The 20007-nt window shown below is 41.0% G+C and carries 24 protein-coding genes; 3 read left to right on the top strand and 21 right to left on the bottom strand.

The annotated features are described in order from the left end of the window. Nucleotides 1-4 precede the first annotated feature (4 nt). Nucleotides 5-586 (top strand): Maf-like protein, encoded by a 582-nt coding sequence (locus TY03_RS06015; protein WP_042368247.1) that lies wholly within the window; start codon nucleotides 5-7, stop codon nucleotides 584-586. A 9-nt stretch (nucleotides 587-595) separates the two neighbouring features. On the opposite strand, the gene TY03_RS06010 is transcribed toward TY03_RS06015, so the two are convergent. From TY03_RS06010 to pheS, 8 genes are all read right to left on the bottom strand, one after another. Then, on the bottom strand, nucleotides 596-2794 hold the full coding sequence (locus tag TY03_RS06010; protein ID WP_042368245.1) for a tetratricopeptide repeat protein: 2199 nt from the start codon (nucleotides 2792-2794) through the stop codon (nucleotides 596-598). A gap of 12 nt (nucleotides 2795-2806) precedes the next feature. Then, nucleotides 2807-3988: a DUF418 domain-containing protein gene (locus TY03_RS06005; RefSeq protein ID WP_042368243.1), complete on the bottom strand. Its 1182-nt coding sequence runs from the start codon at nucleotides 3986-3988 to the stop codon at nucleotides 2807-2809. Nucleotides 3989-3992: 4 nt separating this feature from the next. Further along, nucleotides 3993-5006, bottom strand: a complete 1014-nt coding sequence (locus TY03_RS06000; protein ID WP_042368241.1) for a porin — start codon at nucleotides 5004-5006, stop codon at nucleotides 3993-3995. Between the two features lie 15 nt (nucleotides 5007-5021). Continuing rightward, nucleotides 5022-5978, bottom strand: a complete 957-nt coding sequence (locus TY03_RS05995) for an ABC transporter substrate-binding protein (protein WP_042368239.1) — start codon at nucleotides 5976-5978, stop codon at nucleotides 5022-5024. 84 nt (nucleotides 5979-6062) lie between these two features. Next, nucleotides 6063-7322 carry a phosphoglycerate kinase gene (locus TY03_RS05990; protein WP_042368237.1) on the bottom strand — a complete coding sequence of 420 codons (1260 nt, stop codon included), beginning with the start codon at nucleotides 7320-7322 and terminating at the stop codon, nucleotides 6063-6065. Nucleotides 7323-7417: 95 nt separating this feature from the next. Next, nucleotides 7418-8092, bottom strand: a complete 675-nt coding sequence (nth, locus tag TY03_RS05985; RefSeq protein ID WP_042368235.1) for an endonuclease III — start codon at nucleotides 8090-8092, stop codon at nucleotides 7418-7420. Beyond that, on the bottom strand, nucleotides 8089-9282 hold the full coding sequence (locus TY03_RS05980; RefSeq protein WP_042368233.1) for an MFS transporter: 1194 nt from the start codon (nucleotides 9280-9282) through the stop codon (nucleotides 8089-8091). The genes nth and TY03_RS05980 overlap by 4 nt, the downstream gene beginning before the upstream one ends. A gap of 107 nt (nucleotides 9283-9389) precedes the next feature. Beyond that, a complete protein-coding gene (pheS, locus tag TY03_RS05975) occupies nucleotides 9390-10409 on the bottom strand; it encodes a phenylalanine--tRNA ligase subunit alpha (RefSeq protein WP_042368231.1) in 1020 nt (339 codons plus the stop codon). 567 nt (nucleotides 10410-10976) lie between these two features. On the opposite strand from pheS, the gene TY03_RS05970 reads away from it, so the two are divergent. Together TY03_RS05970 and TY03_RS05965 are read left to right on the top strand one after the other, a co-directional pair. Then, nucleotides 10977-11423, top strand: coding sequence for a hypothetical protein (locus TY03_RS05970; RefSeq protein WP_148335590.1), 447 nt, complete (start codon nucleotides 10977-10979; stop codon nucleotides 11421-11423). A gap of 184 nt (nucleotides 11424-11607) precedes the next feature. Then, nucleotides 11608-12342 carry a DUF3667 domain-containing protein gene (locus TY03_RS05965; RefSeq protein ID WP_042368226.1) on the top strand — a complete coding sequence of 245 codons (735 nt, stop codon included), beginning with the start codon at nucleotides 11608-11610 and terminating at the stop codon, nucleotides 12340-12342. A 253-nt stretch (nucleotides 12343-12595) separates the two neighbouring features. Here the strand turns inward: TY03_RS05965 and TY03_RS05960 are convergent, their stop codons facing one another. The 13 genes from TY03_RS05960 to TY03_RS05900 form a co-directional block, all read right to left on the bottom strand. After that, nucleotides 12596-13543, bottom strand: coding sequence for a DUF3089 domain-containing protein (locus TY03_RS05960; protein WP_052332404.1), 948 nt, complete (start codon nucleotides 13541-13543; stop codon nucleotides 12596-12598). 118 nt (nucleotides 13544-13661) lie between these two features. Next, nucleotides 13662-13856, bottom strand: a complete 195-nt coding sequence (locus TY03_RS22830; protein ID WP_230201914.1) for a helix-turn-helix domain-containing protein — start codon at nucleotides 13854-13856, stop codon at nucleotides 13662-13664. Between the two features lie 406 nt (nucleotides 13857-14262). Beyond that, the gene (locus tag TY03_RS05950) at nucleotides 14263-14718 is read right to left on the bottom strand and encodes a hypothetical protein (protein ID WP_042368224.1); all 456 of its coding nucleotides are present in this window, start codon (nucleotides 14716-14718) and stop codon (nucleotides 14263-14265) included. After that, a complete protein-coding gene (locus TY03_RS05945; RefSeq protein WP_042368222.1) occupies nucleotides 14715-15176 on the bottom strand; it encodes a hypothetical protein in 462 nt (153 codons plus the stop codon). Before TY03_RS05945 ends, TY03_RS05950 begins: the two co-directional genes overlap by 4 nt. A gap of 2 nt (nucleotides 15177-15178) precedes the next feature. Next, nucleotides 15179-15901, bottom strand: a complete 723-nt coding sequence (locus tag TY03_RS05940; RefSeq protein WP_042368220.1) for a hypothetical protein — start codon at nucleotides 15899-15901, stop codon at nucleotides 15179-15181. Between the two features lie 4 nt (nucleotides 15902-15905). Then, nucleotides 15906-16130, bottom strand: coding sequence for a hypothetical protein (locus tag TY03_RS05935; protein WP_042368218.1), 225 nt, complete (start codon nucleotides 16128-16130; stop codon nucleotides 15906-15908). 20 nt (nucleotides 16131-16150) lie between these two features. Then, nucleotides 16151-16618: a hypothetical protein gene (locus TY03_RS05930; protein WP_042368215.1), complete on the bottom strand. Its 468-nt coding sequence runs from the start codon at nucleotides 16616-16618 to the stop codon at nucleotides 16151-16153. A gap of 57 nt (nucleotides 16619-16675) precedes the next feature. Continuing rightward, nucleotides 16676-17305, bottom strand: a complete 630-nt coding sequence (locus TY03_RS05925) for a hypothetical protein (protein ID WP_042368214.1) — start codon at nucleotides 17303-17305, stop codon at nucleotides 16676-16678. Between the two features lie 93 nt (nucleotides 17306-17398). Then, nucleotides 17399-17632 (bottom strand): hypothetical protein, encoded by a 234-nt coding sequence (locus tag TY03_RS05920; RefSeq protein ID WP_148335589.1) that lies wholly within the window; start codon nucleotides 17630-17632, stop codon nucleotides 17399-17401. A gap of 19 nt (nucleotides 17633-17651) precedes the next feature. Next, on the bottom strand, nucleotides 17652-18413 hold the full coding sequence (locus TY03_RS21410) for a hypothetical protein (RefSeq protein WP_052332403.1): 762 nt from the start codon (nucleotides 18411-18413) through the stop codon (nucleotides 17652-17654). 7 nt (nucleotides 18414-18420) lie between these two features. Further along, nucleotides 18421-19074, bottom strand: a complete 654-nt coding sequence (locus TY03_RS05910; RefSeq protein WP_230201913.1) for a P-loop NTPase family protein — start codon at nucleotides 19072-19074, stop codon at nucleotides 18421-18423. 1 nt (nucleotide 19075) lies between these two features. Further along, on the bottom strand, nucleotides 19076-19540 hold the full coding sequence (locus TY03_RS05905; protein ID WP_042368210.1) for a hypothetical protein: 465 nt from the start codon (nucleotides 19538-19540) through the stop codon (nucleotides 19076-19078). Beyond that, the gene (locus TY03_RS05900; RefSeq protein ID WP_042368207.1) at nucleotides 19537-19839 is read right to left on the bottom strand and encodes a helix-turn-helix domain-containing protein; all 303 of its coding nucleotides are present in this window, start codon (nucleotides 19837-19839) and stop codon (nucleotides 19537-19539) included. The genes TY03_RS05905 and TY03_RS05900 overlap by 4 nt, the downstream gene beginning before the upstream one ends. Between the last annotated feature and the right edge of the window lie 168 nt (nucleotides 19840-20007).

The following is a 20007-nucleotide window of genomic DNA, read 5'->3' as shown; positions in this document are numbered from 1 at the left end:
CTTTATGCTTGAAAACTTAAAGAAATTCAACATTATATTAGCTTCCAACTCTCCGAGAAGGAAACAACTTTTGTCCGATTTAGGTGTCGATTACGTAGTGAGAACCCTACCCGACGTAGATGAGTCTTATCCCGATTCGCTTGTTGGGGAGGAAATTCCCGCCTATATCTCCCAAACCAAAGCTGAGGCTTATCGTAAAACGATGCATCCCGACGAACTTATCATTACAGCCGATACCATTGTGTGGTTGGATGGTAAGGTATTGGGCAAGCCGGCTAATCGAGAAGAGGCTTGTGCAATGCTTCACCAACTATCGGGTAAGGAGCACGAAGTGTTTACAGGGGTAAGCCTGACTACTTGTTCGTGGCAACGAACGTTTACGGCTGCTACCGGTGTCACCTTTGCAACACTGAGCAAAGAGGAGATCGAATATTATGTCGATACATACAGCCCGTTGGATAAAGCAGGTTCGTACGGTATACAGGAGTGGATCGGATTCATTGGAGTTCAGGATATCCGGGGGAGTTACTTCAATGTTATGGGTCTCCCGATACAGAGGCTGTACCGGGAGCTGGTAAAATTATAATCAGACCGATTAAATAAGATCGAGCATCAGCGGAATATCCTCTTCCGCGATGCCTTGTTCGAGCAAGAACGGAGCATCTTTCTTGAAAGCCTCGATAAATGCATCCCGACCTTCGCCCAGTTCGGCTGCCTTGCTATACATAGCAATGGCTTTGCTTGTTTGTTTAGATACCCAGTAAACGTGTCCCGCGTTCAAGTAGTCGACCGGTAAGGGTTTGCGCTCTATGATCTTCTCATAATACCGGGTAGCCTGCTCGTGTTTCCCTTTGACAAAAGAACACCAGCTGATACCACGCCACGCCTTTATACTATTGTTTTCCAGAAAATCCAGTTTAAAGAAATAGTTCAATGCTTCATCGTACTGTTTCAGTTCGGCAAGGCAATGAGCCATATAGAATACGATGTTTTTATTATCCGGAGTTGTTAACTCTACCCTGCGATAGTATATGAGCGCTTCCGTGAAATGCCCTGTAAGGCGATAGCACGTGGCCAGGTGTCGGTTGGTCCATACATTATCCGGCTTAATCGTATCTGCCTTTAAGTAGGCTGCAATGGCTTCTTGTCTTCTGCCCAGCTTTTGCAGTGCATACCCCATACGTTGATAGAATTCATCGGTTGCTTCGGGACACTCTTTCATGGTCAACACCTGTTGATACAGTTCGACAGCCTCGTTCCAATGTTCTTTGGATAGATGATAATGAGCCAGATGAATCAGGAAGTCGGGATGATATAGCATTCCTTTCAATAAAGGTACCTGATACAGCGCTATCTTCTCTTTAAAAATATCCGTAAACTCCATTCTTCGTTGGTTGAGTTTATAGAAGCGATATAAGTCGTGCAGGTATTGATTGCTTACGGTGGTGGGGCGGTCATTGAATTTTCTCAGCTCTTCCCATTTCGCTTGATCCGAAAAGGCTTCTGCCTGTTGCTCGGTTAGCTGACTGAATACCATATCGCGTTGTGCCTTCGGAAAGCTTTGCATGATGAAAAACAGTGAATACTTATCGTTGTTGCAAAACAGTCCCGATTGTATAATGGTGTCCAAGACGTCATTCTGGTCGTTCTGTTCTTTCGATTGCTTGATGATGCTCGAATGTTTTTTGTCGAACGGATAGAACCAATTCTGTATTTCGCGAAAGAAAGGAAAACTTTTCAGTGCCGAGAAGGTACTCATGTTTACATCGGCTCCCTCCATTTGCAGTTCATTCATCTCCCTTAACTTTTCGCCCAATTTAGGCTCATCCAACATGCTTGTCCAGTCGGGGTTGCGATCGTCTTTTTCTTCGTCCGACTCCTCGAAACCAAACTTCATATTGCGTATGGACGAAACGTTCTTGATCATTTCGGGGATAATCTCCTCGCGCATTTTCTTATCAATCTTTTCTGTTTCCTGCGACAACAGTATTTGACGCTGTATGAGCATCAAGTCTTTATCCAACTGCTTGACTTCATTGACCGAAACAATGCGGTTCTCTATCGCCGGATACAGATGCAGGCGATCGGAGTAACGATGAAAGGCGAAAGCCATACCTATCAAACCCCGTTGCCCAATTTGTGTGTTGCTGTGTTGATAAGCGTCCATCAGCCAGAGGAGTTTGCGAACATCAAAGCATTCGAGCAAACTCATCGTAACCGCACTGACAAATAAGCACAGGTCGCTTTCTAACAATAGTTCCGACTCCAGCATCGCTTTTGCTTGTTCCGCTTCGGCCGAGCCCCATACGCTATTGGTCCATGTTTGCAAAAAAAGTAATTTCAAGGTATCTTCATGCCGCGTCAATACTTCATCCTGTTTCTGCTCGGTGAGCAGACAGCTCACTGCCAAGTCGTCATTGAACGACTCGAGGATGTGGCGTATCTGATCCATATCGCGATGCGTTGATTCCGAGGCTTGCTTTTTGCGGTATATATGGTAAAGATGGTCGGAGTAACTATCGAGAAGCAATAAGCGAGTCTGATCGGTTATCTCTAATGCCTGAGTTTGAATTTTTATGTATAAACTCTTTCGCCCCGGATCTGCTATTCCCTCCTGCATGTATTGCAGCATATAGTTATAAGCGACTTGCATCTCCTCAAATCGATTTCGCAGGTTCCAATCTGAGCATTGCCACAGATACGACTCCAATTGATAGATCGCTTCTTTCAGTCTCCTTTGGTTAATCAAAAGAAGTATCTGGGTGTATTGCTGATTGATGGTTTGTTCATTCATAACTTTTTCTGTTTATTTCTTTCCTATCCAGGTAAGGCGCTTCCAAAGTCCTTCAAACGGACCATGCTTGTGATGATTCATCCACCACGAGCAGAACGCCATTTGTAGTAGAACAAAAACGATGCCAAAAAGAAAACTATAAGTAATGCCCAGGTAGCGCCCTAACTCAAAGCCCCAATGGTAAAAGAGGAGGGAGCCTATGACGGATTGTCCGATGTAGTTTGTCATACTCATTTTTCCATAGGAGGTAAACCGCATGAAGAAACTACGGTCGTGTACCCGGTAGAATGTGATTAACAAACCACTCACCAATACCACCATGAAACTGAGGTTGCTCAATGAACTAACAATGATACCTAGTGGTGTTAATAACGCTCCACGACTTATAAATTCGGGTAACATGGCATTTAGCCCATATAGAGGGAAGAAACACAGCAGCGAGATGGCGAGAGCCTTGAGCCAAATGCGCTCGTGCTGTTCGCTGTAAAGGAAGAGTCCTCGGCGGCCTACGAGCATGCCGAACAGGAAGAGTCCCGGTGTTTGCATGATGCGTCCATGCTCCAATGCCCATGTCATATTGGCCATTTGCCCTTCCCATAAATTCATGCGGAGGGTTTCGAGGAAGGTACCATTCTTTTGCACCTCGAAGGCTATACCGAAGTAATGGCTTGCCAAGCTTTTGCCCGCTTCGTAATCGGGGTTGCAGAGTGCCCAAATCACTTTGCCCCAATCTAACGGCTGTAAGATTAAGATCAGTGCTACCCAAGCAACTGTACGGTCGCTCAATCGGCAGAAGAGAGGGAGTATGATGCCAAGTAGGGCATACATGGTTAATATCTCTCCGGTGAAGAAAGCTGCATTGAACTGTCCTATAACGAAAAGGATGCAAAGTCTCCAGAGAAATCGCAACCTAAAATCCTTTCCTTGTCGTTGTTGGTTGTTATCCTGAATATAAAAGCTAAAACCAAACAACAGGGCAAACACAGCGTATGCTTTGCCTCCAAAGGCAAAAAATAGCCCGCGCCAGATGGCTTGATCGGTAAACTTCATCCATTCGAAAGGTACACTTTCGGGAAAGGAGTAAAAGTTAAAGTGCTCAATGCTGTGAAGAACGATAATTCCCATCACCGCAAGCCCTCTAAGCACATCGGCTACATCTACGCGTGCATTCCTATCGGATAATTTCTCTTTCATACGATTAAAATCTTACTTGTATTTGTGTTTGTATGAGGTTAGAACCTTCCCCTCCCTTGGGCTCTTGGCGGGTGTATTGTGCCTGTAAACGACATTTGGGATAGAACCAGTATTGAAGACCGGCTACATAGTTGGCTTGCTGATTGCCTATTCGTCCATGGTCGAAGTAGTCTACCGAGGCGATCATCTCCAACTTCGGGATCAGTTGCACGCAGCCTGTGGCATACATACCGCTTCTTCTCACTCCATTGTCTTTGCCCGACAGGTATTCTGTACGCAGGCTGGCTCTGGATCCGGTAAGTATAGCTCCGGCACTCCAGCGGTTGCGCGAATAGTTTTGACCTACGGCTATGCCGGCCTCCTCTGCCTGAGCCATTGCATGTCCGGTTCCTGCAATAAATGATCCGCCTATCGAAAGCCATTTTGTGGGATTCAGCATCAGGTAACCGATTACATCTTTTTGATTGTTCTTGTCTTTCACGTTGATGCCTTGCCCGTTCATTACCGCCAACTTATAGGTTACGAGTTTTTTGAACAGGTCTCCATAGATCATCAAACCGATATCTCGTCCGCCGTTGCCTACGATCAGCTTATCTGCATTAGTAACTCCCGCCAGGCAGTTGGTTGCCTGGGCATAGCAGTTGATAAGCTCGACAGTGCTTAGCGATAATTGATTTTCGAAGGTATAGGGAGTTTTAAATTGTCCCATTCGTGCCGATAATCCGGGCATGATGTGGTAGTCGGTATATAGTTCGAGCAACTTGGTTGCGTCGGCGAAGTTACACATGAAATAACACGACCATTTGTCGGTTATCTTTCCGTCGACCATTAAAATAGCTCGTTTTACATCGAAACTGTTATTGGGCTCTACGGCATCATCATAGGTATATCCCACTTGTCCGTATCCCGATAATTTGATGCGTTCTTTGAGCGTATTTACTACCGTGTTAAGTGTCTCTTGAGCCATTAAGTTGCCCATCGCCAGCAGGGTAAGCGTGGTGATCAGTAATTTTCGCATGTTATTTACGTATAGTTATTTAAAAGTGATAAATGTAGTGTCGACTAAGTTGGTACACTGATAATTGGGCGATATACGCCCTTTAGCCTTTAGCCAGGCAATGGCTTTTTCGATCTCTTGAGTCGATGCACGTGCAGCCGGCTCGTATGCAGGAAGAATCAGTAAACCCGTCATTGCTTCCGGTATGCCGGTTTCTTCCATTAGTAGTTGTTTCCACTCTTTCAGCGGATGTTTTTGTAAGTAGGTTACCGCCCGATTGTATCCGTCGACCAGTAATCTGATCTCTTCCTCCTTTTCGTTCAGAGCCTTTTGGGTAAAGGCAGTTGCAGTCATTTCTATGCCCAACTCACGGGTACTGATGAGCGAACGGTAACCGCCTCTCATGGCCATGGTAGCGTATGGATCGGGTAGAAACGAGGCATCTATCTGTCCGTATTGCATCATTTGCAAGCGAATGGGTATTTGCCCTATCTCGGGCATGTTTACTTCGGAGGTAGATATGCTGTTCTTCTGTAAAAGCAGATCGGTTGCATATTCTACTACGGTATTGCGTGATACGGCTATGTTTTTTGTCGGCAATTGCTTGCAATTACTGATACCGCTTGATGGTGAAACAACGAAACAGAGATATCCGTTGTTTCTCATAATAATGCCCATAGGGGTTTGATGAACCTGTAGCATAATGGTGCTTGGATAGTCGGTTATGGCACCGTCTATCTGTCCTGACTGCAAGGCTGCATCGCGATCGCTTGGCGAGTCGAAATGCATGAGGTTTACCGTAATACCGAGCGAGTCGTAGATGCTCAGTCTTTGTGCTACAACGAAAGGAAAGCCATCCATAGTAGTCATTACACCCAAGTTGACCGGTTGTAATTGTTCGGCTCTATGTGTGCTCGACTCTCTTTTCTTGTCACCTGTACACGCCGATATCAAGATGAAAATGCATCCGATTAATAGCCATACCTGTTTCATAGCAATGTGTTTTTATAAAAAAGGGCAGCTCTTTTTTAAGCAAAGAGCTGCCTTTCTTATTTCTTTCAGGACATAATTGGTTATTTACTCCTCGATAGCTGCAATACCCGGAAGTACTTTTCCCTCGATAGCCTCGAGCAAAGCACCACCACCGGTAGATACGTAAGATACGCCGTCAGCCAAACCGAACTTGTTTACACAAGCTACTGAGTCGCCACCACCTACGAGAGAGAAAGCGCCGTTCTTGGTTGCTTCGACGATAGCTTCGCCCAACGCTTTTGAGCCGTGGCTAAAGTTATCGAATTCGAATACACCGGTAGGACCATTCCATAGAATCGTTTTAGAGTTCTTGATGATGTTTCCGAAAAGCTCTTCTGTCTTCGGACCGATATCAAGACCTTGCCATCCGTCGGGTATTTCGTTAGCATTGCAAACCTTGATGTTCGCATCGTTAGAGAATGAATCGGCGATTCTATCGTCAACAGCCAATACTAAGTTTACACCTTTGTCTTTAGCCTTTTGGATCAGTTCCAATGCCAGTTCGAGTTTGTCGTCTTCGCAGATAGAGTTACCGATCTTGCCACCCAATGCTTTTGAGAAGGTATACGTCATACCACCTGCAATAATCAGGTTGTCTACTTTGCCCAATAGGTTTTCGATAATTTCGATCTTAGAAGAAACTTTCGAACCACCCATGATAGCGGTAAACGGACGGTTGATGTCTTTCAGCACCTTTTCAACAGCTTTCACTTCTTTTTCCATCAAGTAGCCGAACATCTTGTTGTCTACACTGAAATATTTAGCGATCAATGCAGTCGATGCATGTGCGCGGTGAGCTGTACCGAATGCGTCGTTTACATAACAATCGGCATAAGAAGCCAATTTCTTTGTAAACTCTTTCTGGTTTTCTTTCACTGCTTTTTTGGCAGCTGCTTTTTCTTCGTCTGTAGCGTCTTCGGCCAAACCTCTGGGTTTGCCTTCTTCTTCAGCGTAGAAACGGAGGTTCTCGAGTAGTAATACTTCACCCGGTTTCAAAGCAGCCGATTTGCTGGCAGCTTCTTCGCCCATGCAATCGTTGGCAAACTGAACCTCAACACCAAGCAGTTCTGAAACGTGTTTCTGGATATGTTTCAATGAAAACTTATCTGCAGGACCTTTCGGACGACCCAAATGTGAGCCGATGATCACACTACCACCATCACCCAAAATCTTCTTCAGGGTAGGAAGTGCAGCGCGAATACGAGTGTCGTCAGTGATGTTGAAGTTTTCGTCCAAAGGTACATTGAAGTCCACGCGAACGAATGCCTTTTTGCCGGCAAAATTGAATTTGTCAATTGTTTGCATAATACTCTATATTTATTTTTAAAATGTTGGTATTTCTTTTTTCTCTGAGGTGCAAAGTTAGTATTTATTTCTATTTTTCGCTATGAATTCGGTATTTATTTCTTTGTCTTAGAAGCCTCTTTCTCCACTTTATAGGTACGGGTGTAGCGTTTGCACATCATTTTCAAATCGCACTTATCACATTGAGGCGTACGGGCTTGGCATATATACCGGCCGTGTAGGATGAGCCAATGGTGTGCAATCGGAACCAGTTCGTTCGGAATATGCTTCATTAGCTCTTTTTCAACGCTCAGAGGAGTGGTGCAGGTTGCACTTACTAAACCCAAACGGTGACTGACACGAAATACATGTGTATCTACCGCCATGGCAGCTTTGTTGAATACAACCGATTGAATTACATTGGCTGTTTTGCGACCTACACCGGGTAGCTTGATCAGCTCGTCGAGTGTAGCGGGTATCTCACTGTTAAATTCTTCTACCAACATGCGTGCCATTCCTACCAGGTGTTTGGCTTTGTTGTTAGGATAGGAAACGCTACGAATGTATTCGAATATCACTTCCGGAGAGCTTGCAGCCAATGCTTCGGGCGTTGGATAGTCGCGAAAGAGTGGGGGAGTGATGATGTTGACTCGCTTATCGGTGCATTGAGCCGATAGAATGACAGCTATCAGCAACTCGAACGGACTGTTGTAATGCAATTCTGTTTCAGCTACCGGCACATTCTCTTTGAACCAGGCTATTATCTTTTCATAACGTTCTTTCTTTCTCATCGTAATTTGTTTTTATGATAATGAGGAGCTACTTTCAGTATAAAATAAAAGGCCGACACGATGGTGAGGCAAGCGCCGGCCAAGTAAGCACTGTCGAAGGAGGTGACTTGTGCCAGATATCCACCAGCCACCAATCCGATGCCGATGCCAAACTCCCACGAGGTGAGGTAGGTGGAAGTGGCTGTGCCACGTTGGTTACTTGGGGCAAGGTTCACGAATAAGGTGTTGAATGCCGGAAACATCGTTCCGAATCCTATGCCTAAAAACAAGGCAATTGTAAAGAAGAGGGTTTCGGTAGCGAAGGGAGCCATTGGAAACAATGTTCCGCAGGCCGATAACAGCAGAAAGCAGCTGCACACCAGATAAAGACCGAAGGTGATCACTTGCGTAATCCGTCCTTTGTCTACCTGTCTGCCCGAAAATATGCGCGATATAGCCATACCTACAGCCATGAAAGTGAAAAATAATCCGGAGCTAAGCGTAATACCTATGTTTTGTGCATACATGGCTATGTAGGTCGTTGTCATTCCATAAGGAATAGAGAGTAGCATTAGTGTGATACCTGCCGGAATACCTTTTAAGAGAATAAAGCGGTCGAGCGAAATCGGTTCTCGTTTTACTTTCGCCCGGGGAGGTGTTTGAACCATGCAGGCAGCCACAAAGCCTAGTGCACCCGATAGGAAAGCACAACCGAAAATGGTGTTGAATGAGTATACCTCTTGCATAAATAGTCCGGTCATGGGACCTATGCTCATAGCGGTGTTGTTCATCAGTCCGTAATACCCTACCGCTTCTCCTCGTCGTGATGACGGAGTAACGTCTATCACAATGGTATTTCCCGCCACCGTTACCATTCCGAAAGCCAAACCGTGCACTACACGCAGCATGATAAATATACTCAGTATGCCTGCCCAGATATATCCGGCAAGCACGGCAATGAATACAAAGTAAGCAAGTAGATACAATGGCTTTCGAGCCAGCGAGTCGAGCAGATAACCCGAGAAAGGGCGGATACACAAGGCAGCAACCGTGTAACAAGAAAGAATGATACCTATAGCTGCGCTTCCTGTGTGAAAGACTTCGGTTAGGTAGAACGGGAGTACAGGAAGTATCAGGTAGAAGGCAAAATATAAAAGAAAGTTTGCGGCCAATATCAGACAATAACCGCGAGTAACGAGTTTGTCCTTCATACGAGTTTAATTATAGATGAGTAATTACGATTGAAGTAACTCCGGCGATTTTGTTGCCGGTAGTGACTTCAATCGTTCTAAATGATCAGTTGCTCATCGTCAACCGTTTAGTATGCTGCCTCAAATTCTTTTAAGAAGCGTGTGTCGTTTTCGGAGAACATACGGAGGTCTTTTACCTGATATTTCAGGTTTGTGATACGCTCTACACCCATTCCCAGAGCATATCCGCTATATACCTTGCTGTCGATACCATTCGATTCGAGTACGTTCGGATCGACCATACCGCAACCCAAGATCTCTACCCAACCGGTATGCTTGCAGAAAGGGCACCCTTTTCCTCCGCAAATGTTACAACTAATATCCATTTCGGCACTTGGCTCCGTGAAAGGGAAGTACGACGGACGAAGACGAATCTTCGTATCGGCTCCGAACATCTCTTTAGCAAAAAGCAGCAAAGCCTGTTTGAGGTCGGTGAACGATACATCTTTGTCGATGTACAGTGCCTCTACCTGATGAAAGAAGCAGTGCGCACGGTAGCTAATGGCTTCATTACGGTAAACGCGTCCGGGACAAATAATACGGATAGGAGGTTGTGAGCTCTCCATCACCCGTGTTTGTACAGATGAGGTATGTGTGCGGAGTAGGATATCGGGGTTTGCCTCGATAAAGAATGTGTCTTGCATGTCGCGTGCCGGATGATCTTCGGCAAAGTTCAATGCCGAGAATACATGCCAGTCATCTTCTATCTCCGGACCTTCGGCAATGCTGAATCCCAGTCGGGCAAAAATATCAATAATTTCATTTTTAACGATAGAAAGGGGATGACGGGTACCCAGTTCTACGGGATAGGCCGAACGGGTTAAGTCCATATCGGAACAACCGCTATCCTGGCTTTCGAACTGCTCTTTCAATGCATTGATTCTCTCTTGCGCTTTGTTCTTGAGTTCGTTCAATCTCATACCGACTTCCTTCTTTTGGTCGGCTGCCACGTTGCGGAAATCCGCCATCAGGTCATTGATGGCTCCTTTTTTACTGAGGAACTTGATGCGAAGTGCTTCTAACTCTTCTGCATTGGCAGCTTTCAGTACTTCAACTTCTTCGAGAAGCTGGTTGATTTTAGCTATCATATCTTTGATTTATTGTTATTCTTTGATTTTATAAACGTTGCAAAGATAGTGGTTTTATCATAAACCCCCTTCAAATGGAGCATTGTTTTTATGAAATCGTCTGTATTTATGTTTTCCCAAAAGGACTTGTTTCATGCACATAATTCTAAAAAATGAAAATCCGCTCTACCTTCGCAGGCCGAGCGGATGATTTTATTTACATGTGGTTACGTAATTATAATTATGACTAATTAATTCCCCTTATTGTGTTTGTTTTTTGATATTGCAAAGATAGCGGGTATTGCAAAGATATACAATCGCATAAAGTAGGTATATATGGGCTTTTTGTAACTATTATAAGGTAGTATGGGCATCTGTATCTGAATTTTTAGCTTAGATATCCCTTGTTTATTTAATAATAACAATGCTTTTTAACTTTCGTTAGGATTATACTTTCTGGCTGTATTCTTATTTTTGCAGCCTTTATACCCAAACAATAACTATAAGTTCATGAAAAAATCATTTATTCTATTTTTTGTATTAATTTTTTATATAATCTTTTCTTTGTCTGCCAATGATAAGAATCAGATGAAGAATATGCATGTTTCTATTGCTGCTACAGCGCATAAATATTCTCGATTTCTAGGTGTTACGGAGTACAAAAACAAAACGTATGTGGTCGGAAAGAAGTCGTCTTATGATAAGGCTGGTGAGGCAAAAGGAAAAAAAACGGTATGGCCTTATGCCGAGTATTCTCTTGCCAGTAATTTGGCAGGTGGTACCTATGTTGTAAATGTTCACTATTCGATCAATAAAGACGAGATCAGCGATCGGTCCCCGAAAATACTTCTGGGTATGGATACGTTGGAGCCGCAAGAGTTGATTCTAAAAAACAAAATAACAGATACGGTAAAAGCTACCTTTAAGGTAAAAATACTGCGCGGTGAGAAGCATACTTTGAAAGTATGGCTGCCTTCAAGGGGTGTTCAAATTAGTAAATTTGAAGTTCGCAAGGCGTTGATCAGTAAAATGTAGCCTGCTTTCTTTCTCGTTGGCTTATCAACTTAATATCTCCAATACCTCGGCACAGTGTGTCTGAAAGGTATTGGAGATTTCTTGTTTTATACCCCATCTCACAACTTTATGGTGGAGTGAGTGTCAAGAACTGAAATCAATAAACATTGAAGAGCTGTTTTCTGTTATGAAAAATAAATGATATATGCATAAGAACAGTAAGTTATGTCTTAATTGTGGTAATAAGATAAAAGATAATTATTGCAGCCATTGCGGTCAGTCGGCTAAGACTGGACGCATTGAATACAAGGCTATTATAAATGACCTGGAGCGTATATTCGTGTATTTACATCGCGAAGTGTTATATGCAGTAAAAGAACTGCTTATTCATCCCAGGCATATGATATTGGCGTATATTAGCGGACAAAGGAAAAAGTACATAAGCCCTATTCAGTACTTGTTCGTTTTAGGGGCTTTTTATAGCGTGGTGATACATCTGGCCAATGTCTTTCCTGATATGGAGGTGAATAAACTCAATATTAATGAAATAGACTATTCATATATGTATACTTACTATTATGAGTATTATTCATTGTGGTTATTGTTCTCGACTCCAATTTTTGCATTTTCGTCCTATCTGTTTTATAGAAAGAATGGGTTTAACTACATGGAACATTTGGTTATCTATTCCTATATAACGGGCACAAAGATTTTTATTTTGCTGGCTTTCTATCCTATATTCTACTTTACCCATGCTGTTTTAGTGTATGATATGATGACAATAAGTACGATTGTTTATAACCTTATTATTTTGATGTTTATATTCAAGTCATCGTCGTGGTGGTGGGCACTGATTAAGTCTGTGCTAAGTATTGCATTCGTTCTGCTTATTTTCAGTTTACTTCTTCTTATTTATCTGATTCTTAAGTATAATATCTGATTTTGTTAATTCTGCTACTTCTTTTGGGGTATTCCATTTGTTCTTACGCAAGAGTATATAGTGTTGGTATTGAAGAGTACGTATTCTTTGGTGCAAAAAGTACGTAGTTAACACACCCTTAAAATGGTACTCTTGCAAGGAAGGAAAAATAGTAGTGTCTGTATCCGTTTTTTTATTGTAACGACCAGTTTGTTATTGTTCTTATTACTAACTAAAGTTTCGCATCTCTAGGTAATCTTTTTTTCTTTCCAAACTACATGCCGACAGGAGTTTCTGATTTCTTTGAGCTAAATGTTTGAAAACGAGTCTTTACGTTTTCAGAAAGATTTTGATGGTAAAAACTTAGCTCCTGAAGATGATAATTGCCCTTTTTAAATAGAAAATCTAAAGACTTAAGATAATAATTATCGGGATTAAAACCATCAAGGACTAACACATTATACTGTTTGTTGATGTGAATAGTAACGCTATCGTTTAGTGTGGCTTGCGTAGTGGATGTCGACCAATTAATCGGATTAATACAAAACACACTAGGGTAGAGTACAGGACAAATTGCATCTGCGCTTGCCACAGAGTTGTAGCAAATTGTTACTCCTAAATCTTTTTCGCTAGTGGCAGGTTTGATTTGTTTGTAATTTAATGTATCTAAAGCTGTCACCTTGTATCCAATAACGTAGGCCGCAACTAGTTGTCTACATTGTTCGTTACTAAGTGTTTTTAGTAGCTCAACCACACATTTACCGCCTTGGCTAAAACCAGCCAAAACAAATGGACGACCATTATTTACACTCTTCATATAGTAATCAAAAGCTTGCTTTACATCATCAAAAGCGTGCGGGAATCTAGCATTGACAAGCGAATCTGAACGCCATGACTGAAGTGCAAGTTGCCGATAGTAAGGTGAGTAGAAATTTGCATCGTGACCAAATATCTGCTCGGCAAGTTCGAATGATGGTTGCATGGCCTCTCTATCACTGAAGAGCTGAGGGTCGGCATAGTGTAGGGTGTCGCCATTGGTGTCTACCCGGTCCCAAACACAAGTAGGTAACAAATAAAACACATCAAAGCTCTTGTTGCCTGCTTTGTTTGCGTTGCGATACCACAATTGAGGATCGCTGTATTTTAAGTTGATATCTTGGTCTTGCTCTTTGCATCCTGTCCAAAATAATGCGATAGCAAATATGATTATAAATGATTTCATAGATGTAATTTATAGTTTTTCTTTAATCTTATATCTTTACTCTGTGGCATTTTCTACTTCTTTGAAGCTCGTTCTTTTACAGTTAATTTTGTTATTTTGCAAGCTGTGACCAAGTTTATCATCCTTTTTTAATCAATATCAGATATTTATCTAATCCAAGCACAGCCAGCACATGAGAATAATACCCGACAGCAATACCCTCATCTCCTTTTTCAATCTTGATGAGTGTGTTTGGTGATACTCCTGCGCCTTCTGCAATCTGCTCCGAAGAGAAATCTGGACGAAGACGTACATATTTGATATTCTTCCCCAAAGCTGTCGGGGTATGCTGTTAGTTAAGAAATAAAGCTTTTTTCAATATGGTAAAGCCTCTAATTATACGCAAAGTTAATCTGATTTGTTCATTATTGCGAACATTATCTCTTTTATTTCAGCAAGATCTTATTTGCCGCCCCACGTTTCTTCTCGCTCACCAACTCTGCATATATTTGTTTAGTCGATATGTTTGCTTTCCTTTAAATCGGACTGTTTTAAAGGAAAGCAAACAGGGAAGCACACACCTACACTCTTTATAGATGTTTATACCTTTTATTTTTAATTTATTGCTTCTTATTTCCTTTATAAGAATGTGAAAAATATATGTTATTACTTTGATTCTTAGATTATAATGCAAATAGTATTTGCTTCTGGAGACAACCCAGTGACAAAACAGGACGTTTTTATACTTTTTCCTCAGCAGTTAAAGCATTTCCCTGGGGATTTTGCAGTATTTTTGGTAAGTAGTCCTCATTAGCTACCTTAGTACGCCATGCTTGATACTCTGGAGAAAGCCACAGAGACAAATATTCTTTCATGTCGTTTTGTATTTCTTCTGTAGGAGTTGCTAAATCATAGGAAAGATCAACATATAAGAACTGATCTAATGGAACTACATGTACATTATCAGCACTAACCTCTAATAGCTGGTCGTATGGCTTATAATATACTTTATCCTCCTGAAAGATTAGTTTTACATAACGGGGATTCTCTGGATCTGGTCTGTTATCTTCCAGTTTTACCAATGGCTTAAATCCATCAGGAATAGAGATCTCTACACCAGCAGCCTCAGCAGCCTCATCATCAACTACTAATGTCTCATAGTAATTATTACAACCATATCTAATAAACTCTTTCATTTTGCTTGATTTAAAATTGTTTCTAACTCATTGATTTTGTCCCTGGCAGTCTGTCTCTCGATGTGGAGAGCCTTAAGATCATAGGGGAGAGGATCACCTAACATATAAGCCTCATTGCATTTTGTTATTTGATAGTCGGTGCTATCTAAAAACTCTCTTTGTACTGCTATGTCCTTTCTGATCTTTTGAACATCCAGGACTTTCTGATACTCATAATCTATGTGATCTGCTGCATCATAGGGCACCAGGCGTATGATATAGCCATCCTCACATTTTCTCTTATCTTCATCAATAGGAGCCACAGGCTTCCAAATGCAATCTAACTGCTCAATTTGTTCATTGATGGAGATTGTTCTGGTTTTAATATACCCTGTTTCTTCATCTTTATAATTTTCAGTTTCTGGCTTCAATATCTTAGATATTAGATAGCCGTTTTCTATATAACCGTATTCTACCATAATTATCTGAATTTACACATGCTAACTGTCCACACATCTCTTGTTGATCCATTTAGATTGAACCGAGTAAACATGAATATTCCTAACCATCCCTCAGGAATATCATAATAATCGTTTTGAGTGCTATCATCATGGATATATTGACCTGATCGGGGATAGAACCTGATTGTTCCTTGACCTATTTGTTTTGCCAGGATTGTTCTGCCGATTATACCATCATTAGGGAGGTAAAGAGTTTTTGTAACCCCGCTATTTGTTAGCCCCAGAATGAAACTGTCAGATTTAGACAAATAGACTGTTCCTGAGCTATCAGATACAGATATACTTTTTAGGATCAATCCAGAGATTAATATATCCTGGAAAAAACCGCCATAAGCTGGAGCTGTACCGCTGTTGCTTGAATAGCCATATACACCAGCTATAAAGTTTTCATTCTCCCAATCATATTTATTGACCGTTCCATATCCAAGCCCCACAATAGCAGCCTTTCTCTCAATTCCTGTTGAGGCTGCCACTGCTTGTGTCCCAGCATTATTGCAAAACACTCCAGAGGCAGAAACTTGCGCTACACCATTGTTGTTTCTTGCTTCCATAACTCCCTCACTGGCGTTTATCTTTATGTCAGATGATTCTGTACCATCTTCACCATATAAACCACCAGTAGTCGTGGATTCAAGTAGAATCTCAGGCGTTTTAGCATCTAATGTTATTCTTGTTATAGCCATATTACTATCCTCTTCTGGTTGGATCTATCCAATACTCTTTATTACTTTCTAAAACTCCTGGTTCTACTACTATTGCAAGTCCAGCGTTTACAAGATCTTCGGTAACCTTAAATTCAACCTTTCTATTTTTCCACACCCGATAGACAATTGGATAGCCATTATATTCAGCTTGGAAAATGTTGAAATTTGCACAACGCTCTATTAAGGTTCCATTTATTTCATTTGCCATATAAATTGTTTTTTAGATTGTTATTTACTGTTTTCTCTAATTTTCTCCAGGAGTACATTGTACTGTAGCAGCTCCTCAGTAGTAAGAATAGATACATCCACCTCAATATTATGATTAACCGTGCTCTCTATTTCACCCTCAATAACCTGAGTCGGTTTACCAAACAAGCGATCAAAAACAGTGTTGAGTGTGTTGATCCTACCAGCTTTCACATCCATAAAGATGGCACTAATGATATTCGATACCCAAACAGGGATATTTTCATCTTTAGCTATTCTCTTTAGTTCACCTGGTGTACGTTCCATTAGATAGCGGATTACCTTATAGTAGTCTTCTTTGCTTAGCTCAATCTCTACACGTATATCTGTAGTCTTTAGGAGTTGCTTGTACAAAGCTGGTTTTCTGCCTCTGTTTTTAGGTTGTCTGGTAGAGGAAAAGGTTACTCCCAGATTGTGCCCAGGCTGAAATCCTTTTTTATTCTTTTCCATCGTTAATATCGTTTTAATATCGTTTTCCAACGATGGGAGCCTAAGCCCCCATCTGTTTTACTGAATATATTTGAGGAAATAGCCATCAAGTTCCACCTCTCCATCATAGTCAACGTTTAGGATCCGTGCCCCTTGACCTCTACGTGGAGCAATACCACGAACAGGATCAGAATCACAATAAACCTCTTTGATTGTCTGATCCAATTCCTCCAGGGCTTTTTTAGCAGCTAAAGCCTTTTCATAAACCTTTTTTCTGTTGTCGGTATCTACATAAATAGATCCAAGATCCTCAGCCTCTTTAATAGCCTCATCGGTTATGATAACTATCCCATCAACCAGATCTAATTTTGAAAAATCAACATAATGTTGATCGTTTTCTCTCATGGATTTTTGAGCAGCCTGGATAAGTTCATTGCATTCCTGTACTACCTTATTGTTATCGGATTCAACTACCTTTTTTAAAGCCTCTGGAAGTCCCTGGAGTTTTTCTTTATCTCTATTTTGAATCAGCGGAGCAACAGGGAAATTTTGCTTTATTAGAGACCGAACAAGATTAAGGCTTATCTCAATATTTTGATTTTTGAGGAAATCAATGATCTTTTGTGAGTGATTTCTGGCTCTTTCATAGTCGCTTTTATAAGCTTCTACATCTTTCTTATCACGATATACTAAAATTCTTTCTTCCATTTTTCTTAATAATTTGCCCTGTATGGCATTTATCCTTTTCTACATGGGTTTTATCCAACAAAATAATTTTAAGCCCTACAGGAGTTAATACTGTCAAAAATCAGCCGTTTTGTGACCGTTTGATGTTGTGCCTACTTTGGATCCTGCTGGGACTGAGTATTTTTTTACTAATTCATCAGCATATACATCCTCTGGATCCTGTTGCTCATTTGGCTTTTCTTTCAAGCCTGACAGTTCGGTTTCAAGCTCTTTAATCTTTGCTTCCTTTTCTGCCACAACGCCCTGAAATCTTTGCTCCAAAGCGTTTAATCTTTCTTCTATTTCCATTTTTCTAATTTTTGTTGTTTTACAATGTATCCCCGTATCCATCAGAGTTGTTTGAGAAATTGTCTTTTGTGGATTCAAAATTGTTAGATCTACCTGGTGAATCTTTAAGCTCGAATAAACCAGCCCAGTTATTTGCCATTGAGTTCTCAATAATCTTGTGTGCTTTCTCTACGTTTTCTCCAGATAACTTTAGGATCTTCTTATAGCAGGCTTGCAATGAAGCCTCGGTTTTATAGGATTCTCTTCTTTCTTTTTTATACTCCAGCCAGCACTGAAAGACTTCTAAAAAATCCTCTTGAACAAATGATAAATCACAATTTGAATTATTCCTAAAACCAGCCTTTTTAGGTATATTCTTATCATTATTATCATTCTTGTTATTCTTATCATTCTTGTTTGTGTGAGTTATCGTTTGGCTATCGTTGTTTGATCGTTGGATTATCGTTTGGCTATCGTGTAAATCACTCTGGTAACTATCATAATTACAGACTGTTATCCGTGTAGTTTTTCCAAGTGATTCATGTATAATCATGCCATCTTTTTCTAATAGTACTAAGAAGTTTCTGGCTTTGTCTTTGGATACTTTCCAGCGATCAGCCCAATTACTCAAACTCATGATAGATTGACCTCTCCCACATTCATATAATTGCATCCCTATATTCACTTTTGCGGGGGTATGATTTACTGTGATAAGTATATCCAACCACCACTTTAGTTTTAAGGGATCATTCCAGATCCAATGGGATGTTATGCTTCTATGTATTTTTATCCATCCCTCCATATCAGAATTATTTTCTATAGCTTTTACCAGGGAAATACACTTTCTCAAACATTTCATTGAAACGATCTGAAATCCTTATTCCATACCGATCTTTCAGCTCAGCATCATTAAGATTGGATGTTGCTAATGTGAATAGTTGTTTGTCGTACCTGGAGTATATAAGTTCTGTTACTGGAGAGCATTCATTTCCCCAACTTTTCACACTGGCGGGTTCAATCCCAATATCATCAATGAAAAGTAATTCACAATCTTTTATTTTATTATACCGATCAGGACTATCCAGCATCATTTTTGAGAGTTCTAAAGCAGTAATCTTAACTACTCCTTTCCCAGTCCATTCATCTTTTTTAAAGAGAATGGAGATGAGTTCACAAATTGATCTTGCAAGTGTTGTTTTACCATTGCCAACACCACCATATAGGATAAGCCCTACTTTATAATTACCAGTAAGCCATTTGGCAGCCTTGGAAACGTTTTGTTTCGTGTTATCATCAGCTACAAAGTGAATTCTCCTCATTTCTACCTTAGCCTGATAGCACCGCATCAACATATTACATATAGTCGGTTCATCAAATTGGGTAATTCTGAATCGTTCTATAGCATTACTATTTGTTCTTTTATTCAGGACAGCCTGAAACTTCTCTAACAGCTCATTGTCCATATTACTTAGAATTTACCAGGTTAACAGCTCGGTTTCTTAACTTATCCATATCCTCCATCAGTTCGTTGTCGTAAAGGAGGTTGAATAGTCTTTTTTGGTTATTCTTATGACCTCTGGCTACAAATATTTCCATCCTGGAGTAGTCCCATGAAAAGGCAAAGAGTAAAGCATCCTGAGTACCCTTTACATCTCCATATCCCAGCCAATGCTTATTAAGGACTGGAATAAAAACACTGCTTATGTTTTTGGTGTTGGTAATACATCTTTCTGCCTTATTTCTGGCATTTTCGCTGAATGAGTTGGGCAAACCGTTGAAGTAACAGAAAAATAGTTTTACACGGCTTTTGCTTGCAAGATCTTCAAAAGGAGGATATTCACCTGTTGAGGCTGTGCAGTCAAAACGAGGGGTGCGGTTTTTAAGGAACTCAGGGAGACGTTCTAACATATAGTAGTCTGTGAGGATCATTTTGCACCTCCTTTCTGCATACGCCCAGTTACTACATAGGTGGTTGCTTGCTGATCTATTTCCTGAGCGGTGGCAATCCTGTTTTGTTTCATCCAGGATTCAATCTCTGTACGATCAAAATAGATTTGTTTTCCGTTTGGCTTATAAAAAGGAATCAGATGATTGCAAGTTGCTTTATAGAGCCATGATTTTGACAATCCTGTTAGCATTGCAACATCTTCTAAGCAAAGTACATTCTTTGCTGCTAAAAGGCTGTATCTTTCTATTTGATTAAGCTTCTCTAAAATTTTTTCATCCATAAGTCTTAATGTTGTGACTTTAGGAACTGTGCACCGTTCCCACTGTCGGGTTTCTTATGGTGCAAATGTAAAGTAAAGAAGCTAATGTAAAGTTCTGATAATCAAAGGAAAAAGCGACTTAAAAAGGTCGCTTTTGGTCGCTTTTTAAGTCGCTTTATGATGTAATTG

It is taken from the genome of Bacteroides neonati (assembly GCF_000499785.1).
Classification (GTDB): Bacteria; Bacteroidota; Bacteroidia; order Bacteroidales; family Bacteroidaceae; genus Bacteroides; species Bacteroides neonati.
Note: the sequence above shows the minus strand (reverse complement) of the source record. Positions and strands in the feature narration are given on the sequence as shown.